This window comes from Azospirillum halopraeferens DSM 3675, from assembly GCF_000429625.1.
In the GTDB taxonomy this organism is placed as follows: Bacteria; Pseudomonadota; Alphaproteobacteria; order Azospirillales; family Azospirillaceae; genus Azospirillum; species Azospirillum halopraeferens.
The window spans coordinates 187,777-212,534 of record NZ_AUCF01000009.1; the positions used below are offsets into that span (position 1 = coordinate 187,777).

Here is a 24,758-nt window from a genome sequence, read left to right on the forward strand (position 1 = left end):
CCGTGCCGACGCGCCACTGCAACGGAACCGCGTGCATGTTCTACGAGCTGGCGGCCCCCACCTGGGGGCCCGAGGAGATTGCGGCCATTGAACGCGTGGTGGCGTCGGGCCGCTTCACCATGGGCGAGACCGTCGCCGCGTTCGAGCGTGCGTTCGCCGACCATCACGGCATGAAGCACGCCGTGATGGTCAATTCCGGCTCCTCGGCCAACCTGGTCTCGGTCGCAGCCCTGTTCTACAAGCAGGACCGGCCGCTTCAGCGCGGCGACGAGGTGATCGTGCCGGCGATCTCATGGGCCACCACCTACCACCCGCTGCAGCAGTACGGGCTGAAGCTGGTGTTCGTGGATGTGGAGCTGGACACCCTCAACATGGACGCGTCACGCCTGGAGCAGGCGCTGTCGCCGCGCACCCGCGCCATCGTCGCGGTGTCGATCCTCGGCAACCCCGCCGCCCTCGACGTGATCCGCCGCTTCGCCGACGACCACGGCCTGTACCTCATCGAGGACAACTGCGAATCCATGGACGCCGAACTGGCCGGGCGCAAGACCGGCACGTTCGGCCATCTGAACACCTTCAGCTTTTTCTTCTCGCACCACATCTCGACCATGGAGGGCGGGATGGTGCTCACCGACGATACCGAACTGTACCACCTCACCCGGTCGATGCGGGCCCATGGCTGGACCCGCGACCTGCCGGCCGACAGCCCGGTCTTCCGGCGCGGGACGGACGACCACTACGAGGCCTACCGCTTCATCCTGCCCGGCTACAACGTGCGTCCGCTGGAACTGGAAGGCGCCATCGGGCTGGAGCAGTTGAAGAAGCTGCCGGGGTTCACCGCCGCCCGGCGGCGCAACCTTGCCCTGTTCCGCGACCGCTTCGCCGGCGACGAGCGCTTCATCATCCAGCGGGAGCACGGCAAAAGCTCGTGCTTCAGCTTCACCATCATCCTCAATCCCGCGCGCAACCCCGACCGGCGGGCGGTGTTCGCGGCGATGGCCGAGGCGGACATCGGGTTCCGCATCATCACCGGCGGCTGTTTCCTGCGCCACGACGTGATCCGTCACTATGATTACCGGGTGGCCGGCGGGGTGGAGAACGCCAATCTGGCTCACGACCTCGGGTTCTTCGTGGGCAACCATCCCTTTGACCTGACCGCGCAGATCGAGCGCCTGCACGCGGTGCTCGACCGCGCCTGCCCCTGACCCGGAGCGAACCCGCCATGAGCGAACGGCTGCACATCCTCATCACCGGCGGTGCCGGCTATCTCGGCTCCACCATGGTTCCGGCCCTGCTGGCGGCGGGCCACCGGGTGACGGTCCTGGACACCTTCATGTTCCGCCAGAACTCCCTGGCCCATGTGTGCGCCGATCCCGGCTTCGCCGTGGTCCGGGGCGATGCCCGGGAAGAGGCGGTGCTGCGGCCGCTGGTGCAGACCGCCGACGTGGTGATCCCGCTGGCCGCGATCGTCGGGGCGCCGCTGTGCGACCGTGACCGCACCGCCGCGGTGTCCCTCAACCGCGACGCCGTCGCCACCCTGGTGCGGCTGCTGTCGCGCGAACAGCGCATCATGATGCCGGTCACCAATTCCGGCTACGGCATCGGCGAGCAGGGCAAGCACTGCACCGAGGAGTCGCCGCTGCGCCCCGTTTCCCTCTATGGCCGCACCAAGGTGGAGGCGGAAGCCATGGTGCTGGAGCGCGGCAATGCCATCAGCTTCCGGCTGGCCACCGTGTTCGGCATGTCGCCGCGCATGCGCGTCGACCTGCTGGTCAACGACTTCGTCCACCGCGCCGTCTACGACCGCGCCGTGGTTCTGTTCGAGCCGCACTTCACGCGCAACTACATCCACGTGCGCGACGTCGCCCGGGCCTTCCTGCATGGCATCGACCGGTTCGAGGCGATGCGCGACAACGCCTACAACGTCGGCCTGTCCGACGCCAACCTGTCGAAGTGGCAGCTTTGCGAACGCATCCGTGCCCATCTCCCGGGATTCGTGTTCGTCGAGGCACCCATCGGCGAGGATCCGGACAAGCGCGACTACATCGTGTCCAACGCGAAGATCGAAGGCACCGGATACCGGCCGACCCATTCGCTGGACGACGGGATCGCCGAGTTGATCAAGGGCTACGTGATGATCCGCGATACCCATTACGGGAACGTTTGATAGACTGACCCGGAAGACCGGACGAGGAGCGCGCGATGGACCTGGTTCTCGTCAACCCCGGTGAGCGCACCCGGATCTACCAGGGCCTCGGTTCGTCCCTGACCGCCGTCGAACCCCCCCTGTGGTGTCGGCTGATCGCCGGATACGCCCGCGACCGCGGCTGGTCGGTCGCCATCATCGACGCCGAGGCCGAGCATCTGACACCCGACGCGGTGGCGGAGCGCGTGCAGGCATTGGCCCCGGCGCTGGTGACCATGGTGGCGTTCGGCCACCAGCCGTCGGCGTCGACCCAGCAGATGGTGGGTGCGGGTGCCGCGTGCCGCGCCATCAAGGAGTGCACGCCGGACCGGCCGCTGCTGATCGTCGGCGGCCATGTGGCGGCCCTGCCCGAGCGCACCCTGCGCGAGGAAGCGGTCGACTTCGCCTGCAACGGCGAGGGGCCGGTCACCGTCGTCGGCCTGCTGACGGCGTTGGCCGCCGGCGGGAACCCCGATCTGTCCGCCATTCCCGGTCTGGTCTACCGCGACGGCGACGCGGTGCGTTCGGTACCGCCGCCGCCGCTGATCCGGGACCTGGACGCCGACCTGCACGGCAACACCTGGGACCTGCTGCCCATGGAGCGCTACCGCGCCCACAACTGGCAGTGCTTCGGCGACCCGGGCGGCCGGCAGCCCTATGCCTCGGTTTACACCTCGCTCGGCTGCCCCTACCGCTGCACCTTCTGTTGCATCAACGCGCCGTTCGGAGTGAACCGGTACCGCATGCGCGATCCCCGCGCCGTGGTCGCCGAGATCGCCCACCTGCACGACACATACGGTGTGAAGACCTTCAAGATCGTCGACGAGATGTTCGTTCTGAACGAGCGTCACGTCGCGGCGGTGTGCGACGGGCTGATCGCGCTGGGGCTGGACCTCAACATCTGGGCCTACGCGCGGGTCGACACCGTGAAGCCGCACATGCTGGAGCGGCTGCGCCGCGCCGGATTCCGCTGGCTGGCGCTGGGCATCGAATCGGGCAGCGCCCATGTCCGCGACGGGGCGCACAAATCCTTCGATCAGACCGAGATCCTCGGCATCGTCCGGCAGATCCAGATGGCCGGCATCAGCGTGATCGGCAACTACATCTTCGGGCTGCCCGACGACGACCTGGAGTCCATGCGGGCCACGCTGGATCTGGCCAGGGAGCTGAACTGCGAATTCGCCAACTTCTATTCCGCCATGGCCTATCCGGGCTCGCCGCTCTACGCGCAGGCGCAGGAGAGGGGATGGGCGCTGCCGGACGCCTGGAGCGGCTATTCCCAGCACAGCGCCGATTGCCGGCCCCTGCCGACCGAGAAGGTGTCCGCGGCCGAAGTGCTGCGGTTTCGCGACCGCGCGTTTCACGAATACTTCACCGGCAAGCGCTACCTCGACATGATCACGCAACGGTTCGGCCGGGATACCCGCCGCCACCTGGAGGACATGACGCAGCACCACCTCCGCCGCGACCTGCTGGAGGAAGCCTTCGGCCAGCCCACCGCCGTCGCCGCGGCCTGACCGGATCATCGCGATGATCATCAGCCGCACGCCCTTCCGCATCTCGCTCTTCGGTGGCGGGACCGACTATCCCGCCTGGATCCGCCGGCACGGCGGGGCGGTGCTGGGCATGGCGATCGACAAATACTGCTACATCAGCGTCCGCCACCTGCCGTCCTTCTTCGAGCACAAGCACCGCATCGTCTACTCCAAGGTCGAACTGGTGAAGGACATCGAGGAGATCCGGCATCCGGCGGTGCGTGCCGTCTTCGCCCGGACCGGGGTGCGGACGGGGCTGGAGGTGCACCACGATGCCGATCTGCCGGCGCGCTCGGGGCTCGGCTCCAGTTCCTCGTTCACCGTGGGATTGCTGAACGCCCTGGCGGCGCTGGAGGGACGGCGCCTGTCCAAGCGCTTCCTGGCGGAGGAGGCGACGCACATCGAACAGCGGGTGATCGTCGAGAACGTCGGATGCCAGGACCAGGTGTGGGCCGCCTACGGCGGCTTCAACCGGATCGCCTTCCTGCCCGACGGGGGGTTCGAGGTGGAGCCGGTGATCGTCGCCGCGGAACGCCGCGCGGAGCTTCTGTCGTCCATGGTGATGGTGTTCACCGGTCTGTCGCGCATCGCCTCGGAGGTGGCGGGCGAGCAGATGGAGAACCTGGAGCGGCGGGAGGCGCAGCTCCACGCCATGCGCGCGCTGGTCGACGAGGCGTCGCACCTGCTGGCCGACGAACGTGAGCCCGCCTACCGGCTGGGCGCCCTGCTGCACGAAAGCTGGATGCTCAAGCGCCAGCTCGCGTCGCGCGTCACCAACCCCACGATCGACGGGATCTACGACGAGGCGATGGCGGCGGGAGCGTCCGGGGGCAAGCTGCTGGGGGCCGGCAGCGGCGGCTTCATGGTGTTCTTCATCAAGCCGGAGCTGCGCCGCCGTCTGCTGGAGCGCCTGAACCGGCTGATCCGGGTGCGCGTCGGCATCGATCAGGTGGGCAGCACCATCGTCGTCTACGACCCCGACGAGCACATCGAAGCGGATTGATCCGGCCGATCCATGCCCCGGCATCGATCGGGATGATCGGGCCAGGCGAAGCGGCTGTGGCTGTAACCCTGCAGGGCAAGGTTGGGGCTGTAGAAGGGATCGGGCGTCCGGTCGGTGCGCCACCGGCGCATCAGCACCTCCGCTTCGCGCTCTTCCCGCGCGCGGGATTCCGGGGAGCGATCGGCCCCCCGCGAGGCGGACTCGTAATGGTACAGGAGGGCGTGCGGCGTCCACAGGACTCGCAGCCCGCAGGCGCGGATCTTCAGGCAGAAATCCACGTCGCTGAACGCGACCGCCAGCCGCTCCGCGTCAAGTCCGCCGACGGCGCGGTAGACATCGGTCCGGCAGAGCAGGCAGGCGGCGGTGACGGCGGACACGTTCTGCACGACCGCCGCCGAATGATGATATCCCGGATCGTCCCCGGCGAACGCGCGCTGAGCGTTGTCGGCGACGCCGTAGAAGCCGACGACCACGCCGCCGTGCTGGATGCGCCCGTCGGCATGGAGCAGCTTGGCGCCGACCGCCCCCACTTCGGGCCGCACCGCCAGTGACACCATTTCGTCCAGCCAATCCGCGGAGATGACCTCCACGTCGTTGTTGACCAGCCCGACCAGTGGCGTGTCCGCCATGGCGACCGCCTCGTTGTTGAAGGCGGAGAAGTTGAAGGAGCCGGGCCGACGGTGGACGCGCACGCGCGGGTCGCCGGCCAGCGAGTCGAGCCACGCCAGCGTTTCCGGTTCGCGGCTGTCGTTGTCGATCACCAGGATGCGCCACGCGGGATAGCGGGTGCGGGTGCGGATGCTGTCGATGCAGGTTCGCAACAGGTCCAGCCGGTCGCGCGTCGGGATGATCAGGGTGACCGCCGGGGCCGGTTCGGGCACCGCCCGGCGCACCCGAACGGTGCCGTCAGGCCGCGCCGACACCGAGGCGGGGGTGCCGGCGGTGCGCAGGTGGGCGGCGACCAGGACGGCGCGCTCCGCCGGGTCCGGAGCGCCGTCGTCGGTGCGGTGGAACAGCACCCGCGGAACATGGCGGATGCACTGCGCCGGCAGGCCCAGCAGGGCCGTCTCGGTCACCGCAGCGGCGTGGGCCGGCAGCCCCTCGGCCTGCAGCCGGACCGCTGCAGCCAGGGCGACGTCGCGGGGCAGCAGCGCCACGCCGGGATAACCGGTGGCCATGGCCCGTTCCGGGTCCCAGTCCGGCATGAAGTGCGGGGTGTGGCGGGTGCCGTCGGGGTCGATTCGGTCCGTATCGGCATAGACGGCGGCAACCTCGTCTCCGGCGGCCGCAAGCAGCCAGCGGGCCGCCGTCGGATGCGGCAGAACGTTGTCCGGCAGGAGGATGACGCAGCGGCCGCGAGCACTGTCCAGGGCGTGCCGCACGTCATGGCCATGCACCGTCACCACGTCCACCGGGCCGTCGCCCGGCCGTTCGCGCAACGCGGCGATGCGCCGCGGGTCTCCGCCGGCGATGACCGACAGCACCGGGACGTCGGACATCGCCGACGGCAGGGGCGGCGGCGTCTGCCGGTCGTGCAGCGCCAGCCAGCGGGCGTAGGCCGCCAGGTCATCGATCTCGCGGATGGCGTGGCGCAGGCGCTCCCGGGCCACCCGCTGCTGTTCGGCGGCAAGGCGTTGCGCCTCCGCCTCCAGTGCGGGCAGGGACGGCGGCAGGGTGCGCGGGACGATGGCGACGGTGAACGGGCATCCCTTCAGGCCGTGCCCGGTGTTGCTGACCCTCACCGTGACGGAGCGGGCGCGGCCGTCGCACAGGGCCACGGGCAGCAGGACGCGGAAGGGCCACCGTCCCCCTCCCGGCGGGCGGCCATCGCCGTCGCCGGTGGGCACGCGGTCGATCAGCACCCCGTCGGCCAGCACGTCGAGGATGGGCGGGCAGCCGGCATCCTCGCGATCTTCGACCCAGCCCTCGATCACCTGCCCGTCGATGACGTCCACGGCGCCGTTGAAGCGCGGGCGGGTGAAGATGAACGGGCTCGACTCCAGCGCCACGCGTTCGTCGGCGGCCAGAACGTGCAGCAGATGGGGGCGTCCGTCGAGGACGGCATCGGGCAGTGCCGCCTCGAAGGCGTGACATCCGTCTCCCAGTCCGGCGGCGGCCAGGTCGGGCCGCGGCCGGTCGGCCTCGAACCGCATCAGCAGCCCGTGTTCCCACCACAATTCCAGCGCGACCGGCTCGTCAGGGCGTTCGGGGCGGAAGGCCCAGCCCTTGGCGAACCAGCCGATGGTCTCATAATGGTCGATGGCCTCGAAGACGCCCTGTACCATGGCGCAAAAAGACTCCACGATGCCCCGGACAGGGCTTTCATTGCCACGTCCGGCAGGCGGAGAAAAGGGAAGCGATGCTCCGGGCCGACCGGCCGGGCCGCGTTGACCGTCCCAACCCCGCGGCGTACAAGCTGGACCGGTGCGGGCTGGACGAGGGGGACGGAGCCGATGGACCAGGTGCGGCCGCTCGATCGGGGGGTTCCTTCGGATGGCGTCCTGCGTACGATCTGGTTGACGCGGCCGGACCTCCGGGACCTTTGCCGCGGCGACGCCGACCGTTTCCGTTGGTGGCTCAGGCTGAACGGTGCACGCGAGTACCGTGGCATCGCGCAGTGGCTCGACCGGTCCGGTGCGGCGGGCGACCCCGGCATGACGGACGCGGCCGATGAGGCGATCCCCGGTGTGCGGCCGACCCTGACGCGGGCGATGAAGCGGGTGTGGGACCTGCGCCCCGACTTGCAGGCGCTGTTCGACCTGAACACGGCGCCGGGGCAGCGGGGGTTCGCGTGGTGGCTGATTTCCCATGGCGCCGACGAATCGCCTGCCTGCGCGTCCATCGCTCTGGCGGCCTGCCGCGACCTGATCGATGAACCGGCTGCGGAGGCTCTGCCCGGTGTCGAACCGGCGCTGACGGCCTTCATGGTGCATGTCCGGTCCATGCGACCGGACCTGCAGCGGGCGTTCGACCTTGCCACCCCGGAGGGCCAGCAGGAGTTCGTCTGGTGGTACCTCGTGCACGGCGCCATCGAGCACGGGCTCGCCCGGTTCCTGAACGACGCGCAGAGGCGCGTGCTGAACGCGCCGGACCCGCGCATGACGGGGGCCGACACGGTCATCCCCGTCACCCGCCTGATGATGGAGGTGTGGCTGCGCCGCGGCGAGGTGCGCACGGCCTTTCCGCCCGGCCACCCGGCGGCGCCCGCCGCCTACGTGGAGTGGTTCCTGGCCAGGGGGCTGGACGAATGGCGCATGGCCGACGTGGTGGATTCGGCGCTGGCCCGGCTGCTGCTGTCTCCCGATCCGCGCACGCCGGCGTTGCCGCGCGTGCTGGCGGCCATCCGGGCGGCCGACCCCGACGTGCGGGAGCGGTTCCCCGATCCCGGTGACCCCGCCTTTCACCGCTGGGCCGCGGACGACGGCCGGGAGCGGTACGCCGTCCTGCGGCGGATCGCTGCGGTGGCGCCGGAGGGCATGGTGCCCGTCCGACGTGCCGCGCCTCCGCAGCGCCCGTTCGGCGTCAATCTCGTAGGCTACGCCCGCGGGCAGTTCGGCATCGGGGAGGATGTGCGCATGGCCGCGACGGCCCTGCGGGCGGCGGGGGTTCCGGTCAGCATCTTCAACGTCGAGCCGGGAAAGGAGGTCTGCCAGGGCGACACCAGCGCCGACGCGCTGATCTCCGACCGGCGGCCGTACGCCGTGGACATGATCTGCACCACGGGGATCGAGACGGCGCGTCTGGCAGCCATTCAGGGATCGTCGCTGTTCGACGGGCGGCGCGTCATCGGCTGCTGGCCATGGGAACTGCCGGCATGGCCGCGGGACTGGAGCCACGCCTACGATCTGGTCGACGAGGTCTGGGCATCCAGCCGTTTCACCTATGGGGCGTACGCCGCGGATTCACCGCGGCCGGTCCGTCACCTGCCCATGGCGGTTGCCGTCGACGCCACCGCCGGGCTGGGGCGTCGCGCGCTGGGCCTGCCCGAAGACCGGCTTCTGTTCGTCTTTTCGTTCGACGTGCTGTCGGGCGTCGCCCGCAAGAATCCGCAGGCCGCCATCCGCGCCTTCCGCGCGGCGTTCCCGCGGGGCGACGAGCCGGTCGGGCTGGTCGTCAAGGTGATGCGGGCATCGGATGACAATCCGGTCTGGCGGGCCGTGGTCGGCGAAGCCGGGGGCGACCGTCGCATCCGCTTCCTGACCGGGACCCTGAGCCGCGGCGCCGTGCTCGACCTGTACCGGGCCTGCGACGTCTTCGTCTCGCTGCACCGGTCGGAGGGTTTCGGTCGCGGCATCGCGGAAGCGATGATGCTGGGACGTCCGGTCATCGTCACCGGGTACTCGGGCAACATGGACTTCACCGTGCCCGGCACGGCGGCGCTGGTCGACCATCGCCTTCGGCGGGTCGGGCCGGACGACTACCCCTACGGCGAAGGCCAGCTCTGGGCCGAACCGGACGCGGGACACGCCGCGTGGTGGATGCGCCGGCTGACGGATGACGCCGGACTGCGCGAACGGCTGGGACGGCAGGGACAGGCGCTGACCGTCGCCACCTTTTCCCCGGCCGTCGTCGGGGCCGGCTATGCGGCGCAGCTCGCTCGTCCGTCCGGCTGATCGTGCGGTCAAGCGTCGGCCGGGGCTTCGGCCAGGCAGGGCAGGGCACGGTCGCGGGCTGAGATGACGGACGGTTCGATCGGCCAGGCGATCGCCAGGTCCGGGTCATCCCACCGGACGCCGCGCGCCAGCTCCGGCTCGAAGAAGGCGGAGATCTGGTAGTACGCCTCGGTGTCGTCGGCGAGCGTTACGAATCCATGGGCGAAACCGGCGGGGATGTACAGCGCGAAGCCGTTGGCTGCCGTCAGTTCGGCGCCGAACCAGCGGCCGCGGTCGGGCGAGCCGGGACGGAGATCGACGATGACGTCGAACAGCGCGCCGCGGGTGCAGCGCACCAGCTTGACCTCCGGGCAGGGGGCGGCCTGGTAATGCAAGCCGCGCAGTGTGCCGCGCAGCCGGTTGTGGGAGATGCTGCACTGCGCGATGTCGGGGTTCAGCCCGTGCTCCTCGAACTCCCGGCGGCAGTAGCTGCGGGCGAAGAAGCCGCGTTCGTCGTGATGGGGGACGGGTTGCAGCAGGAAGGCGCCGGCGAGTGGCGTCGGCTCGAAGATCATGGACGGCTCCGGGGAGGGTGTCCGGCGGCGCGGCCGCACCGCCGGACACCCATCATAGGTGCGGGAGAGCCCGTTGCGAAGCGCTTCCCCCGCACGCACCGTCAGCCGTCGGCGGCACCGGCGAACCGGGCCAGGGGCTCGTCCGGTTGCGCCGCCGCCGCCGCGTCCTTGAGGGCGGCGTAGACGTCGGCGTAGTGGATTCCGGTTGCGGACGGCAGGGCCGTCGGCCCGGCCAGCGTCACCTGCTCGACGGCAATCGGGCGGTGTCCGGCCCAGCGGGCCTCGGAGGAGACGTAGCCGGCCAGGGTGACGTCGACGCCACCCTGGAGACGGTAGGCCTGGAGCGTCAGAACGTGCCAATAGGTGGCATCGACGCCGAAGCCGGTGGCAATGGAGCGAAGCAGGGCCAAGGGAGTCCTCCCGTGAGCGTCAGGGGGTGGTGGCGTCGGTCACGAGTCCGAGCGCGGCGAGTGCGGCCAGCAGGCTTGCCGCGGCCGAGCCGTCGCCGCGTGAACCGGTGACCGTCGGCTTGACGGAGGGAACGGCGCCGAAAAAGCCCAGCGCGCCGCCGGCCTTTTCGAGCTGGACACCGCCGCTGCCCTTGGACCGGATCACGGCCCGTACATCGGCGTCGGCGCCGGCCGATTCCAGCACGACGGCCGTGCCGGCGGGGGCACCCGTCGCCTGCCAGCGGTTGATCGCGCCGCTGACCGGTACGGTGCGCAGGGCTTCCGTGCCGGGCCCGCCGGACAACGCGACCGCGCCGTCCTGGGTGATGGCGGCGCGCTGGTGGCCGAGGGTCGAGACGCGCACGGAGTTGTCGCCATTCGAAAACAGGCCGGTGATGCTGCTGGTGCCCACCCGCAGTCCGGGCGCCGCGGCGGATCCGTCCTGAAACTGGAACTGGCCGGAGCGGCAGCCGTTGCTGACCCCGCCCACCCGCAGCCATTCGGTGCCGCCGGCGATCACGGACAGGCTGTCCGATGCGAACTGGGCCAAACCGGTGTCCGGGTCCCCCGTCACCCGAACGCCGGGATTGCCGGGCCCGCCGGTCGGAACGGTGACGGTGCCCGTGAAGGTCGGGTCGGCGAAGGACGACGGCACGGGGGCGTGATGATAGCCCATGGTCATGGCGACCTCATCGGTAGAAGGCCAGCGACGCGGCGCACGCGCCGGGAGCGGCAAGCCCGAGCGTGGTGATGCCCTCGATCCAGCGGGCGGCGGGATTGAGTTCCGGTGCCGTCCCGTTGGTGATGTCGGCGGCGGGAACGGTGGCGGCGGCACCGTACTGCACCCATAGCGGACCGGTGGCGTTGATCAGGACGAACCGCGCGCCGGCAGGAACGGCCACGGTCCGGGACCCGCCGGCCGTCAGCACCACGGCCAGACGGTGGCTGGAGGGGTCGACGGCGGGCACCGGCGTGCCCATCGCGTCGTCGTGATTGTGCAGGCTTCTCATAGGGCCTCCCGAGGGCGGGGGAAAACGCGATCGCCCGCCGCGGCGGGGCCGGGCGGGCGATCAAGACAGGACTTTGGACCTGATAAACGGCAAAGTGCCAGACTTAAGTCCTATTGTCAAGGCACGGACAGATCCGGCCATGCTCCGGGTCCGGGCTCCGACATGCTGCGGGCCCGGTGAGGCGCATGACCCTCTACGACGCCATGAGCACAACGTAGCCAAGTACGGCGGTCGCGACGGCACTCGCTACGGCCAGAGCGCCGACCAGCTTGATCCTGTTCACCAGATGAAGGTGGAGGTCATCCAGTTCGCTGCGGTGGAGCCGGTCATGGATCTCCGCGTCCAGACGCTGGATGAAGCCATGGGCGGCGTTCGACAGCTTCTCCGCTTCGTCGAGCCGGGATTCGAGAGTCTGGCAGGTCCGGACCGTGTCCGAGAGTTTCGCCGATACGGCTTGCAGTTCCTGGGCGCCCCCGCGCACGGAGTCATCGTCGCTGCGACGGACCGCGTTGAGGGCCCGATAGACCTGTTGAAGGGCGGCTTCGATCCGGTCGATGCGGTGGGCCAGGCCGTCCAACCGGTCGTGTTCGGTCGTCAGCGGCTGCGCGGCCGAGCCGCGAGACAGGGGCATCTGCGTTTCGCAGAAATAGGCGGTGATCGTTGCGGGGTCCGCCTCCCGAAGCTCGGGCGGCAGATCGAACACGAAGGCATGGTGCCCGTCACCGACGCTCACGTCAGCCAGATCCTGGCGGAAGCGGTCGGCCGTGGCCCGGCCGATCACCGCACCATTGTGCAGGATGTCGATGCTAACCCGTTGTTCCGGAGCTTCGGGGTTCCAGGCCCAGCCATAGACGCGGCTGGATTCGATGGCATCGATATGGCCCTGGAGACCGACGACCCCGAGGCGCACCAGTTGTCCCGGTGCGCTCTGGCCGGAGTCGCCATCCTGGTCGGAGGACGTTGCTTCCATGTCATCTCCCTGTCGACGTCAGGTGCTGTCCGCCGGCACCGGTTTCCGGAACGGATCTGTCTTCGGCGCGCCGCTGCCGGTGCTCGGTCAGCCGGGCGACGGCGGCGGCGGCACCCTTGTGTCCCCGGCCGGCGGCGGCACGGTACCATTCGAGAGCCTCGGCGGCATTTCCCGTGATGCGGGCATGGAGGTCCCCGAGGGCGGCCATTGCCTCGGTGTCGCCCTGGTTCGCCGCCCGTCTCAGCCAGGTTTCAGCGCATTCCGGATGGCGTTCCACCCCGTTCCCCTCGATGTGCGCCTGTCCAAGCGCGCGCTGCCCTTCGGCGCTGCCGGCCCGGGCCGCCCGTTCGAACCAGGCGCAGGCGGCGACCGGGTCGGCCGGGACGCTCAGGCCTTTCATGTGAATGATGCCCACGTAGTACAGGGCGGTGCCATTGCCCTGGTCGGCCGCTTTCCTGAACCAGTGGAGCGCCGCGGCGTGGTCGGGCTCGCCCAGGTAATGGCCGGCCAGCAGGATTCCCAATCCCAGCTGCGCCCGCGACGAGCCCTGTTCGGCGGCGAGACGGTACCAGTGGGCGGCCTGCTCATGATCGACGTCACCACCGCGCCCGCTGGCGTACAGGAACCCGAGCAGGGCCTGCGCGGACGCGTCGCCCTGGCGGGCGGCGGCCAGTGCCCAGTGCCGGGCCAGGCTGTCGTCGCGTTCCAGGGCGGTGCCGTTGGGGCAGAGCGCCGCAATGGCGTGCGCGGACAGGCTGCTGGCCGGCGCGTCAATGCCGGCGCAGCAGATCTCGGCAAGCCGAACCTGGGCCCGGACAAGACCGGCCTCGGCGGCAATGCGGTACCAGTGTTTGGCATCCACCAGACTGCGCAGCACGCCGGTGCCGCTGGTGAACGCGTCACCCAGCTTCAGCGCGGCCTCAGCGTGCCCGGCCAGTGCGGCGCGACGCCATGCGGCGACGGCGACGGCGGGCTTGCCCCGGGCCATCGCCTTGTTGCCGCCGGCATAGTGCCGGGCCGGGTTGCTCAGGCGGGGTATCCAGGACCATGCGCCCACGTCCGTTCCTTTCCCGGGGATGGTTACGGTTCGCGCATGCCTTCCAGAGCGCCGCGCATCGCTCCTTCCAGCAGATAGGACAGGATCGTGCGCTGGCCGACCACGATGTCCGCGGACAGCGGCATGCCCGGCGTCAACTGGAAATCATCCGGGACGCCGCGGAGCGCCAGGTCGGTTACGTCGATGCGCGCGCGGTAGAACCGTTCGGGCAGGCGGCCGCGATTGATGTCCCGCCGGTCTTCCGTACGCGAGAAGGAGTCGGCGCTGATGGTTCGCACGACGCCTTCACCCGTCCCGTGCTTGATGTACGGATAGGCGGAGAATTTGATCTTGACCGGCTGGCCGGCGGCGATGAACCCCTGGTCCGCCGCATCGACGTCGACCTCGGCAAAGTACTGCCCGATGGTCGGCACCAGGGTGATGAGCTTCTCCGCCGGCTGCACCACGGCGCCGACCGAAAAATCCGCAACCTCCAGCACCACGGCATCTTCGACCGCGCGCAGGTCCACCATTTCCCAGCGCCGCTGCGCCTTGGCGAGACGTTCCTGGACGGCGTGGAACTCGGCGCGACGGTCCAGCAGATCCTTGATCACCGCTCCGTGCCATTTCTGAATGAAAACCTCCTGATCGGACCGTTGCACTTCAAGATCGTTGCGGGCGGCGCGGATGGTGTTCTCCGCCTCCGCCAGATTGCGCGAAATCTCGACCCGGACGTCTTCCGCGATCAGGGAGTTGAGGCGGCTGCCGATTTTGCTGCGTTCAAGTTCCTTGCGCATGCCCTCGACGTCGGAGGCCAGCCCGAGCCGGGTGCGGTAGTGCTTCACGTCGTCGGACGCCCGGGCGATCGTGATGTTCGCGGTGTCGATGAGCTGCTTTGACCGGCTGATCATCGACCGGTATTCGGCCTGGCGTGCCCGCCAGATGGCCATCTGGAGCTGAAAGAAGGGGGAATCCTCGATGATCGCGAAGTCCCGCCCTTCCTTCTCCGCTTCCAGCCTGGCTATCTCGGCCCGCAACCGCTCCGCCTCGGTTTGCAGCGACGACAGGTCGGCGGCCGAGAAGGTGGGGTCCAGGGTCGCCAGCACGTCGCCTTTCCTGACCTCCTGGCCGGGGCGTACGTTGATGCTGCGGACGATGGAGGTTTCCAGGGGCTGGACCAGCAGCGTCGGTGATTCCGATACGATCCGGCCGGAGGCGATGACGACCCGTTCCAGTTTCGCCACGGCCATCAGGCACAGCGCGCCCACGACCATCGCGGCCAGGATGTGAATGGCGCTGCGCAGCAGCAGCGGTTCCGGAGCCCCGGTGATCTCGGCCGTTTCGCCCTGGAAGTCGTTGATGGCCTGCGCTGCAAAGTCCTCGGGACTGGCGCGCCGCAGCAGAACCGACATGACGAACTCCTCACGCGATGTGGCGGTTTTGCTGTGACCAGAGATGGCTGTAGATCTGGCAGCGACGCAGCAGGTCCCTGTGGGTTCCCATGTCGATCAGCTTGCCGCGCTCCATCACCATGATGCTGTCGCACGCGACCAGGGATGTCAGCCGGTGCGAGATCACGATCACGGTGCGGCCGCTGGCTATGCGCAGAAGGTTGTTGTTGACGATGGCTTCGCTGTCGGGGTCGAGGGCGCTGGTCGCCTCATCGAGGATGAGCACCTTCGGATCGACGAGCAGCGCGCGTGCGATGGCAAGGCGCTGGCGCTGGCCGCCCGACAGGTTGGTCGACCCCTCCTCGATCCACGTTTCGTATCCCATCGGCAGGCGGTCGATGAACTCCTCGGCGCCGGCCAGCCGGGCCGCCCGGATCACGTCGTTCAGGGTGGCGCTGCGGTTGGCCGCCATGATGTTGTCCCGGATCGTGCCGGTGAACAGGAAGTTGTCCTGGAGCACCACGCCGATGTGCGATCGCAGGTGGGTGAGATCGATTTCGCGCAGGTCGACGCCGTCGATCTTGATCAGACCTTCATAATTCCGATGCAGGCCCTGCAGCAGCCGGGTGACGGTGGTCTTGCCCGAGCCGCTGCGCCCCATGATCCCGATGATCTTGCCACGGGCAATGTTGAAGGACAGGTTGTCGAGGGCCGGAGATTCGGCGCCGGCATAGCGGAAGCGGAGGTCCTGGAACTCGATGTGGCCGGTGATGACGGGCTGCACGCCGCGGCGGCCGGGGAGCTGCTCCGGTTCGGTGTTGACCACCGATGCGACCATGTTCAGCGCGCCGCGCACCTCCTCGTACTGCTGGAGAAGCTGCGCGGTCTGGACGAACGGCTGGACCAGGCGGTTGGCCAGCATGGTGACGGCGACGAGGGTGCCGACCATGATGGTGCTGGTTCCCTCAAGGGCAATGTACGCGCCAACCAGCAGCGTTCCGGAAAAGATCAGCTTCTCCAGCGGCTGCAGGATGGTCTGCGGCTGGTTGGCCAGCATTTGCATGGCGGTGTGCGCACGCACGGCCTCGGCGACGCGCGCATCCCATTCGGTGCGCCGCAGTTCCTCGACGGCCAGCGACTTTACCGTGCGGATGCCGTGGATGTTCTCGATCATGAACGAGTTCTTGCGCGTCTCCGCCACGACGACCCGGGTGTAGGCCCGCGCCATCGGCCGGAGATACGCCACCATCACCACGCACATGAGGAAACCGATACCGAGTGCGATGAAGGTCAGCAGCGGGCTGAGCCAGAACATCAGCGGGATGATGACGAGAAGCGTCATCATATCGAGCAGGACGGTAAACAACTGCCCCGTGAGGAAGTTGCGGATGCGCCAGATCTCGTTGACCTTGTAGACGATTTCACCGGTCGGCCGACGTTCGAAGAAATCGATGGGCAGGCCGATCAGGCGATTGAAAACGTACACGCTGAGGCGGGCGTCGATGCGCGCCGAGGCGATCGCCACCAGATAGCGGCGAACATAGCCGAACAGGGTATCGAAGAACAGGATGAAGCCGATCACCACGGCGAGTACCAGCAGGGTCGATTCCCGTTGGTAGGTCAGCACCTTGTCGATGATCACCATGTAGATGAAGATCGGCGCGAGGGCGAAGAGGCTGAGGATGAACGCGGAAATGGCGATGTCGCGGAAAATCCGCTTCTCGCGCAACACCTGGCCGATCAGCCACACCAGGCCGAAGGGGCGATCGGCCTCGCGTTCGCCGAAACGCCTCTTGAGCAGCAGAACCCGGCCATCCCACGCCTCGGTCAGCCGCAGCTCGTCGACCGATACGATCGTCTGCGTCGGATCGAGGGGATCGCGCAACTGCGCGACCGGCACCGGTCCTCCCGGCAGGAAGCGGACCAGGATCATGGCACCGCCGTTGCGCATGCCCAGCATGACGGGCAGAGCCTTCGCGAGCTTGGCGAGATGGTCCCACCGCATGGTGGCGACACGCGCCTGCAACCCGTATCGCTCCGCTATCTTCGCAAGGATCGGGAAAGGCAATGTGCCATCTGTTGCCGGATAATCACGACGGATCGTTGCCACCGGCAAATGAACGCCGCGAAGCGCGGCAAGCTGGATGAGAGCCTGCAGAGCGGAATCGGTCGTCGTGCTGTCGATTTGACCCGGATCTGCCACGCCGTACTCTCCACTGATCGCGACACTCTGAACTGAATATTCATTACTGCAAGTGGCTGCAGCGAACAAGGTTAACGAGACGACGGCCCGGTCGGGTGCCGCCGGATCATCCCGGTGCCGCCGCGGCCCGATGGCGCGTCGGCGGTCCGCCGTCGCGGCCCCGGCGTCGCAGCCACCACAGCGAGAGTGGCGCAAGGAGGTCCCAGTGGTGCGGCACTCCGGCGAGGACGCGGACCAGATCCGGGCCGAGCATGCCCGGCACCGCCGGCAGGTCGCGCCACAATCGCCGGAGGTCGCGGGTTTCCGGCAGTGACAGGGCATCGGCGACGGCCAGCAGGGCGCGGCGGCGTTCGGCCGGGTCCGCTGCCGCAATGGCCGGCCGTTCGTCCGCGTCGGCGCGGACGACCGCCAGAGCCTCGGGAACCGCGACGACGCCGTACCGCAGGGCGACGGCGTGGAGGGTGAACCAGTCGCTGAGCCCGGGCTGGTCCGGCCGCAAGCCGCCGCAGGCGACCACGGCGTCGCGCCTGGCCACCACGGCGTTGGCCGGCATCACCGGCAGGCCGCGGCGGCGGGTGCGTTCGGCCAGCGCCGCCGGAGGCATGTAGACGTAGGCCGGCATGTCACCCAGCCCGAAGCGGTCGGGCATGGTCGTGGCCCGGTCGACCACCGTTCCGTCCCCCGGATCGATCACAAGGTGGGAAAACGACAGGCCGGCCTGCGGGTTGCGGTCCAGCACGGCCAGGTTGCGTTCGAGGAACTCCGGCAGCAGCCGGCCATCGGCGGATGCCAGCACCACGAAATCCCCCCGGGCCTCGTGGAGCAGCCTGTTCATGGCACAGGCGAAGCCGCGGTTTCCCCCGTTCCCGATCCGCCGGATTCCGGGATGGCAGCGTTCGAAGGACCGGATGATCGACAGGCTGCCGTCGGTCGATCCGTCGTCCACGATCAGGATCTCGTCCGCCGGCCGCGTCTGCGCGCATGCCCCTTGCAGTGCCAGCGGCAGGTCGGCGGCGCGGTTGTGGCTGTACAGCAGAACGGAGACGGTATGCCGCCGGCCGCTGACCGCGTGCGGACCGGCAGCGACCGGCGCAGGGAAGGCCGCAGTGTCGGTCCGGGCCGCAGCGAGATCGATGACGGTCCGGACGAAGGCCGCATGGCCGGGCAGCAGGGCGTGGTTCGCCGCCCGCTTGAGCGCCTCCGGGTCGGGCGGCAGCGTCTCGTGCAGGCGCTCTACACAGGCGGTGTCGCCAACGGCCGCGGCGCGCTCCGCGACGACGCCGTAGAGATGACGGGCGAGCGCCGTATGGCCGTTCTGCGCGGCGACGGCCACGGTGTGCGCGTCGGGTACGGCGCCGTGCCGCACCAGATGGCGGACCACCGCGTCGTGCCCGGCGGCGGCGGCCCGGACGCACGCTCCGCTCCGGGCATGAAGGTCGGCGCCGAACCGGAGGGCGACGTCGACGGCGGCGACGCTGCCTGCGGCGGCAGCGGCCATGAGCGGGGCGTTGTCGCCCGTGCGAACATTGGCGCCGGCGCGCTCAAGAAGCATTTGCATGACCGCGGCGTGGCCGTGCGCGGCCGCGCGCAGCAGCGCCGCATCGGCCCGCACCCGGTCGACCACCGGCCACAGCAGGATCTGCGCCACACGCGCCGCGTCGCCGTGCGCCGCGGCGCTTTCCAGGTCGTTCACGGCGGCGAAGCGCTCCAGATAGGCGGCGATGCGGTCGTGGCCGCAGCTTCGCGCCGCGCCGATGGCTGCCGCCGCCACGTCCACCAGGTCGACACCGCATTCGCGCAGGACCGCCAGGACCGACAGGTGGCCGTTGGCCGCCGCCGCATTGACCAGGGTCCAGCGCAGATCGTGGACCAGGGCGGCGTCATGCCGGTGCAGCAGGCGCAATACCGCCGGGTGCCCGGCCGCTGCCGCTGCCGCCGGTGCGGCGCCGCCGTCGGCCCGCGGGTCGGCCCCCAGACTCAACTGCGCCTCGACCGTGGCGGCATCGCCCCGGCGCGCCGCCTCGGTCAGCGGGGTGGGCGCCGCAGCGGTGGCGGTGGCGGCATCCGGCGTGGGCTGCGCGGCGGCTCCCTCCGGGCCGGCCGGGGCGACCGGGGTGTCGGCCGCCACCATTCCGGCGGCGGCGCCCGCTTCTGGTGCCGGAGCCTCGCACCAGAAGCCTGCGGTGTCGGGGGCGAACCGCTCCTCCGCGTCGTCCGCCGGGCGGGCGCCGGGAACGAAGGGACCGGCATCATCGAACCAGGCCATGGAGGCCGTTGCGGTGTCGGCGGAGGACTCAGGCATGGTGCACTCGCTCATCGGGCGATCGGCGCCGGGGGAGCGCTTCCGGCGGACGCGAGCGCTCCCGTAAACCGTGGGACAGGCAACCACCGTTCGGCAACAGGCACCTTACGGCGACAGGGTGTTGGTGCCGAGCGGGGCATCAGCCGTCCTTTCCGCCGCCGGGCTGCCGCTCGTCCGGCGTCAGGCAGGCGTCGAGCGCAGCTTCGGGCGGCGGCGGCGGCAGGCTCAGGTCCTGTTCCAGCCGGCTTGCATCCATAGTCGCATGGCGCGGCAGCGCGTCGAGGACGATGCCCGACGCGACGCTCGTGGTCGGACGTACCAAGCCGGGGTCCACCGCCATGCGCCGCGCAACCCCGTGTGCCAGGTCGGCGTAGCTGAGTTCGTCGGCCGCCGAAACCTGGTACACCCCGCCGCGGCGGGCGCGGCCCACGCGCACCAGTGCCTCCACCGCAAAATCCAGACTGGTGGGCGCCAGCATCAGATCGCTGAACGGCGTCACCGGCCGTCCTGCCCGCAGGTCCTCGACCCAGCGGCGGATGAGAACGAAGTCCGGGGCCAGCACCTTGGACAACCGGACCACCGCGGCGGCGTCCGCCAGCGTGCGCAGCCCCTCCTCGGCCGCGGCCTTCTGCGCTCCATAGGCGCCGAGGGGCCGCAGCGGTGAGTCGGCGGGTTGCCGGGGCCGGCTGCCGTCGAGGACGAGGTTGGTCGAGGCGAAGACCACGAATGCCCCGGCCGCGGCCAGCCGCTGCGCCAGGGCGACCGTGTGCGTAACGTTGATGCGTCCGGTCGACGTCGGATCGGTTCGGCAGGCGGCTTGAGCGGTGACTCCCGCCAGCAACCATGCGGTGCCGATCCGGGCGGGCAACACCCACCGATCGGGCGGTTCGGCCAGATCGAGGGGGATCACGCCGGCGCGCGGCGCGCCGACCCGCCGCGAGGTGCCCGTGACGGCGGTTCCGCCGGCCGCCAGCCGGGCCGCCAGGGCCCGGCCGATCACGCCGTCGATGCCGACGACCAGGGCGTCCACCGTATCGCTCACCGGTCCGGTCATTCGAAATAGATGAAAGACCAGTCGCCGGTGTAGCCGCGCTGGGCGAACAGCCACTCCCATTCCGCCGGGGTGTGGAAGGCGCGGCAGGTGAGCTGCCAGTACATCAGGTTCACCTTCTCACGCTCGTTGCGATAGCCTTCCACCACGATGTGCTTCGCGTTGCCCTTGCCCACCCGCTCGATCTCGCTGACGGCGCTCCACAGGTCGGGCAGGTAGAGATTGTGCAGTGTGTTGATGCTGACGACGAAGTCAAACGACTGATCGTCGAAGGGCAGCTTCGCCGCATCACCCACCTGAAGAAAGGGCTTGACCTCTTCCTTGGCGTTCTCGATGGCATACGAAGAAATGTCAATGCCAACGATCTGTGCATTCGGCAGGAGGCGAGTGAATTCATAAAGAAGAAATCCCTTGCCACAGCCGACGTCGAGAATGCGAGCGTCTTCAGGAAGGTTGTAGTGTCGGATCATGTCTTCCGCCACAACACCCCAGCGGCCGTCATAACGGTAACCGCCATACCCCGTGTGCCGCGATCCGTCCCAGTAGTCCTTATCGAACTTGCAGGCCAGCTCCGCCGCAACCGCCTTATCGAACTCCGTCACGCGTCCGATGTAGTCACGCTTGGTTGATTTGTGGATCTTCGAGATAAACTCGACGTTTGCCATCCCCTGCGCCTTCCATTGGTATGCGGTCAATAATGTCGCAGGGTCGGAACCGGCCGGAAGCATTCGGCACGCAGCAGACCGCGCGAGCATGCATATGTCGTTTTGTTCGCCGAACTCCTTATCAAATGCAAGAGAATTCTTAGCGGGGTCTTGCCATATCATGGATCTCCGCCGATAACTTTGAAGGGAATGACAGCGGGTGCCGACGCCGGCGCATCAACCGTGGAGACGTACGTGACGCAGGTCGATCCGGTCACCGACGAACGGCCCATCGGCGATCTCATGGCGCTTGCGGAGCGCCACCGCGACGGCGCGTCGGCCGGAGAGCCGCCGACGGCGGAACGGGCAGCGCTGCGCGCGCGCATGGCAACGGTGCGGACGGCCGTGGAAGCCGTTCATATCGCCCAGGCCCACCGGGCCGCCGGCGGTTTGGAGGACGTCGCCGTCGGCGACGATCCCGCGACGGCGGTTCGCGAGATTCTGGCGGCGCTCGGCGAGCGGTTCGCGATGCACGCGGATCGGCTTGGATCATTCGGCGAATCGGAGGTCAGCGATCCCCGGCGGGTTGTCCGGTGCGCGTCGCGCCCGCTCAGCGAACCGGTACTCACGCGCACGCGGACCATTCTGCACTGCCTCGATCATGTGCGGCCGCGCCGGGTCATGGAGGTGGCGGACGGGTACGGTGACCTGGCGCGGTTGTGGCTGGGGAACGGCATCCACCGCGCCGGCCAATGCGTCATCGTGGACGTGCCGGAGCGGTTGTTCTTCGCCGAGGTGTTCGCGCGCCTGCACGCTCCGGCGGGCGACATCGTCTATGTGGACGACGGGACCGACGCGGAGTCCCTGACACGCCGGCGGGGAGCGCCCCGCATCGTGCTTTGCCCGGCTCATCGTCTGGACCGTATCCTGCCGCTGCCCGTCGATCTCTGCCACATCGGCCGGGGGGTGGATACCGACGACGGGGACATGGTGGCAGCGCTGGAGACCCTGATGGGAGAGCAGGGCCCCCGGTGGTTGCACGTCCACGAGACGATCGCGCGCCCGTTGGACGATCCGTCGGGCGGGGTTGTCGCGATCACGGCGGGCCTCGGCCCGAACCGGCGCATCGTCGACCGGGTGCGGACCGGTCCGGCCGGTGCGGAGGTGCTGGTGACGCGTGACCGCGCCCCGGCAGTGCGGCGGCGTGCCGAAGCCGACCGGCTGTGGCGGGAGCATGGCGATGCGTTGCCGTTCGGCGAGGGTTTCCCCCATCTTCTCGACGCCGTGCGGCGTTTTCCCGACGGACCGCGGGTGCGGATTCTGATCGAACGGTGCCTGGCCGCGGACCGGTTGCCGCGCGACCTGCTGCATCTGCTGATTCTCGCGCCGGATTGCGGCGGGGCGGCACTGCTGCCGCCGGAAACCTTGTTGCGCACCGGGATCGCCCTGTCGGCGCGCGCCCGTGCCCGGCCGGAGGCGGTGTTTCCCGCTTCCCTGCGGAACGCCCTCGATTCGTTGCGCCCGGCCGCCGGCCTCGGCGTGGCTCGCGATCCCGGCGGCGCCGTGACCGCACGGGCCGGTGGCACGACGCTGCCCATGCGCACCGGGCAGTTGGGTGCGGTGGAGGTCTGGGGTGCCGCCGGCGGCGCGGCCCGGCTGGTGGGGTGGGCGGTCGACCCCTCGGCACGGATCGCCGCCGTGCGGGTTCTGGTCTTCTGTGACGGCCGCCCGGTGGATTCCATCGTGCCGACCGTGGACCGGACCGACTTCGGTGGGCCGGCGATCCGTTGCGGCTTCAAACGCGAGTTCGGCGTTCCCGTCGATTGGCGTCCCGACGACACGATCGTCGTAGTGGCCGAGTTTGCCGACGGCAGCCTGGTCCACCTGCCGCTGCCGGAACGCAGGCCCCGGGACGGGTCGGCGAACGCGGTGGAAGGACTGCGCGCGGCGCTTGCCGCCGCGGAGCGCGAGCGTGACGAACTGCGGGCCACCTACGAATCGTCGCCCGCCATTCCGGCGCTCCGGCGTGTGCTCGACGGTCAGGCGCCGGCGGCCGGCGGCCGGCATCTGCTGGTCGCCTGCATGATGAAGTCGGGCTCGACCTTTCTCAGCAAACTTCTGGCCCGTTGCCTCGGCTTCGCCCACATCAGCCTGGACCGCGGCGGCGACCGGCGGGAGCAGGAACTGGATCCGGTGACGCTGGCGCGCTGGCAAGGTGCCGACTACGTTGCTCAGAACCACCTGCGGCACAGCGTGCCGACCGAGCGCCTGCTGACGGACTTCGGGGTCACGCCCATCGTTCTGGTCCGCAACATCTTCGACGTGGTGGTCAGCATGCGCGACCACATGCGCGGCGAATCCCCGCGCTTTCCCATGGCTTACGCCGACGAGGTGATTGCCGCGCGCGATGATGCGGCCGTGGAGGATTTCCTGGTCCGCCTGGCGGTCCCCTGGTTCTTCAACTTCTATGTCGGCTGGTGGCGGAGCGGGACGCGGCTGATCGTCACCTATGAGGAGCTGGTGGCGGACACTCCGGGAACGGTGCAGCGCATCCTCGACGTCGTCGGGCTGACGCGCGAGGATGCCGACCTGCGCGCGGCAATCGCCGCTATGTCCGGCGAGGATACGCGCCGCAATCAAGCGCGAACCGGCCGGGGTGCCGGCCTGGCTCCCGACCTGCGGGCGCTGATCCTTGCCATGGCGCAGCACTATCCCGACGTCGACTTCCGGCCGATCGGGATCACGCCGCCGCCGGCCGGGCGAGCCCGGCGGCGGCGGGGCGGAGCCGCCGCTGCCGCTGCTGCCGTCGCGGTCACGCCATGTGCTGATAATCGAGCGGACTGCACCTGATCGCGTCCCAGTTCGCCTCGACCCAATCGACGGTTTCGGCGACGCCCTGTTCGAAGCCGATCTGCGGCGCCCAGCCGAACTCCCGGCGCGCCTTGCCGGAGTCGATGACGTAGGCGGCATCCTGGCCGGGGCGTTCCGGCGCGATGTCGGCGACCTCCTCAAGGGTCTTGCCGAGGCGCGCGGCGACCATGGCGACGGCATCGCGCACGGCGATCCCGCCGTCGGGCGACAGGTGGTAGCGCTCGCCCACCACACCCGCCTCGAGCATGGCCAGCTCACCCCGCGACACGTCGCGCACCTCGATGTAGGATTTCACCGCAACGCCGCCGCCGTGAAGTTGAATGCGGTTGCCCATCTTGATGTAAATCACCGTGCGCGGGATGATCTTGAAGAGCTGCTGCCGGGCGCCGTAGACGTTGGTGGCGCGCACGAACAGCGCCGGGAAGCCGTACTGCTTCTGGTACACCTTCAGCAGCATGTCCGCAGCGGATTTGGAAGCGGCGTAAGGGGTGCTGGGGTTGTCCGGCGTGTCTTCGGTGACGGTGCCGACGCAGTTGCCGTAGGCTTCCGGCGAGGAAACGTGCAGATACTTCTTCAGATAGTTCTGCTTGCGCATATGGTTGACGAACCGGGCCAGCGCCACCGTGTTGGTCTGGAACCAATGGTCCGGGTGTTCCCAGCTCGGCGCTACCTCGCTCTGGGCGGCGAAGTTGACGATGTAGTCCGGCCGCTCGCTGTCGAGAAACGCCAGCATGGCGTCGATGTCGCGATTCATGTCGAACTGCGCGAAGCGGAAGCGCGACAGGTCCGGCCGCTGACGGTAGCGCAGCATGTACGACGGCTTCTCGGGCGACCGGCTGATGCCGATCACCTCGCGCGAGGGGTCGTCGAGCAGCAGGTCGACGAAGTCCTGACCCGAAAAGGCGTTGCTGCCGATCACCACGTACTTTGCCATGCGCCCC

At 69.3% G+C, this 24,758-nt stretch carries 19 protein-coding genes; 6 read left to right on the plus strand and 13 right to left on the minus strand.

The window, feature by feature from the left end:
* Positions 1–35: 35 nt before the first annotated feature.
* Genes G472_RS0110335 through G472_RS0110350 form a run of 4 tightly spaced genes read left to right on the plus strand, consistent with a single transcriptional unit; the run spans position 36 to position 4,723 of the window.
* Entirely contained in the window at positions 36–1,205 is a 1,170-nt protein-coding gene (locus G472_RS0110335; RefSeq protein WP_029008330.1) for a DegT/DnrJ/EryC1/StrS family aminotransferase, read from the plus strand.
* A 17-nt stretch (positions 1,206–1,222) separates the two neighbouring features.
* Complete coding sequence (locus G472_RS0110340; protein WP_035691827.1) at positions 1,223–2,167, plus strand: NAD-dependent epimerase/dehydratase family protein; 945 nt, start codon at positions 1,223–1,225, stop codon at positions 2,165–2,167.
* A gap of 35 nt (positions 2,168–2,202) precedes the next feature.
* On the plus strand, positions 2,203–3,702 hold the full coding sequence (locus G472_RS32395; RefSeq protein ID WP_035691831.1) for a B12-binding domain-containing radical SAM protein: 1,500 nt from the start codon (positions 2,203–2,205) through the stop codon (positions 3,700–3,702).
* Between the two features lie 13 nt (positions 3,703–3,715).
* Complete coding sequence (locus G472_RS0110350; protein WP_029008332.1) at positions 3,716–4,723, plus strand: GHMP family kinase ATP-binding protein; 1,008 nt, start codon at positions 3,716–3,718, stop codon at positions 4,721–4,723.
* Here G472_RS0110350 and G472_RS37010 read toward each other — a convergent pair.
* The gene (locus G472_RS37010) at positions 4,690–7,008 is read right to left on the minus strand and encodes a glycosyltransferase family 2 protein (RefSeq protein WP_051340657.1); all 2,319 of its coding nucleotides are present in this window, start codon (positions 7,006–7,008) and stop codon (positions 4,690–4,692) included. The genes G472_RS0110350 and G472_RS37010 overlap by 34 nt on opposite strands.
* 369 nt (positions 7,009–7,377) lie before the next feature.
* Here G472_RS37010 and G472_RS37015 point away from each other — a divergent pair, with 369 nt between their 5' ends.
* Positions 7,378–9,336 (plus strand): glycosyltransferase family 4 protein, encoded by a 1,959-nt coding sequence (locus G472_RS37015; protein ID WP_169732801.1) that lies wholly within the window; start codon positions 7,378–7,380, stop codon positions 9,334–9,336.
* An 8-nt stretch (positions 9,337–9,344) separates the two neighbouring features.
* Here G472_RS37015 and rfbC read toward each other — a convergent pair whose 3' ends face one another.
* From rfbC to G472_RS0110415, 11 genes are all read right to left on the minus strand, one after another.
* Entirely contained in the window at positions 9,345–9,890 is a 546-nt protein-coding gene (gene rfbC / locus G472_RS0110365; RefSeq protein WP_029008333.1) for a dTDP-4-dehydrorhamnose 3,5-epimerase, read from the minus strand.
* A 101-nt stretch (positions 9,891–9,991) separates the two neighbouring features.
* Positions 9,992–10,300 (minus strand): hypothetical protein, encoded by a 309-nt coding sequence (locus G472_RS0110370; RefSeq protein ID WP_029008334.1) that lies wholly within the window; start codon positions 10,298–10,300, stop codon positions 9,992–9,994.
* A 19-nt stretch (positions 10,301–10,319) separates the two neighbouring features.
* Positions 10,320–11,021 carry a hypothetical protein gene (locus G472_RS0110375; RefSeq protein ID WP_029008335.1) on the minus strand — a complete coding sequence of 234 codons (702 nt, stop codon included), beginning with the start codon at positions 11,019–11,021 and terminating at the stop codon, positions 10,320–10,322.
* A gap of 7 nt (positions 11,022–11,028) precedes the next feature.
* Positions 11,029–11,349: a hypothetical protein gene (locus G472_RS0110380; RefSeq protein ID WP_029008336.1), complete on the minus strand. Its 321-nt coding sequence runs from the start codon at positions 11,347–11,349 to the stop codon at positions 11,029–11,031.
* Positions 11,350–11,542: 193 nt separating this feature from the next.
* A complete protein-coding gene (locus G472_RS37020) occupies positions 11,543–12,319 on the minus strand; it encodes a hypothetical protein (protein ID WP_029008337.1) in 777 nt (258 codons plus the stop codon).
* 1 nt (position 12,320) lies between these two features.
* Positions 12,321–13,376, minus strand: a complete 1,056-nt coding sequence (locus G472_RS0110390) for a tetratricopeptide repeat protein (RefSeq protein WP_029008338.1) — start codon at positions 13,374–13,376, stop codon at positions 12,321–12,323.
* A 23-nt stretch (positions 13,377–13,399) separates the two neighbouring features.
* On the minus strand, positions 13,400–14,767 hold the full coding sequence (locus tag G472_RS0110395; RefSeq protein WP_051340659.1) for an HlyD family type I secretion periplasmic adaptor subunit: 1,368 nt from the start codon (positions 14,765–14,767) through the stop codon (positions 13,400–13,402).
* A 10-nt stretch (positions 14,768–14,777) separates the two neighbouring features.
* A complete protein-coding gene (locus G472_RS32415) occupies positions 14,778–16,949 on the minus strand; it encodes a peptidase domain-containing ABC transporter (protein WP_245593448.1) in 2,172 nt (723 codons plus the stop codon).
* A gap of 106 nt (positions 16,950–17,055) precedes the next feature.
* Positions 17,056–19,251 (minus strand): glycosyltransferase family A protein, encoded by a 2,196-nt coding sequence (locus tag G472_RS40120; protein WP_156927067.1) that lies wholly within the window; start codon positions 19,249–19,251, stop codon positions 17,056–17,058.
* A gap of 139 nt (positions 19,252–19,390) precedes the next feature.
* The gene (locus G472_RS0110410; RefSeq protein ID WP_211100174.1) at positions 19,391–20,281 is read right to left on the minus strand and encodes a sugar nucleotide-binding protein; all 891 of its coding nucleotides are present in this window, start codon (positions 20,279–20,281) and stop codon (positions 19,391–19,393) included.
* Positions 20,282–20,301: 20 nt separating this feature from the next.
* Positions 20,302–20,967, minus strand: coding sequence for a class I SAM-dependent methyltransferase (locus tag G472_RS0110415; protein WP_029008342.1), 666 nt, complete (start codon positions 20,965–20,967; stop codon positions 20,302–20,304).
* Between the two features lie 234 nt (positions 20,968–21,201).
* On the opposite strand from G472_RS0110415, the gene G472_RS0110420 reads away from it, so the two are divergent.
* A complete protein-coding gene (locus G472_RS0110420; RefSeq protein WP_156927068.1) occupies positions 21,202–23,796 on the plus strand; it encodes a sulfotransferase domain-containing protein in 2,595 nt (864 codons plus the stop codon).
* Here G472_RS0110420 and G472_RS0110425 read toward each other — a convergent pair.
* Entirely contained in the window at positions 23,759–24,751 is a 993-nt protein-coding gene (locus tag G472_RS0110425; RefSeq protein ID WP_029008344.1) for a GDP-mannose 4,6-dehydratase, read from the minus strand. The two genes, G472_RS0110420 and G472_RS0110425, sit on opposite strands and share 38 nt — an antisense overlap.
* Between the last annotated feature and the right edge of the window lie 7 nt (positions 24,752–24,758).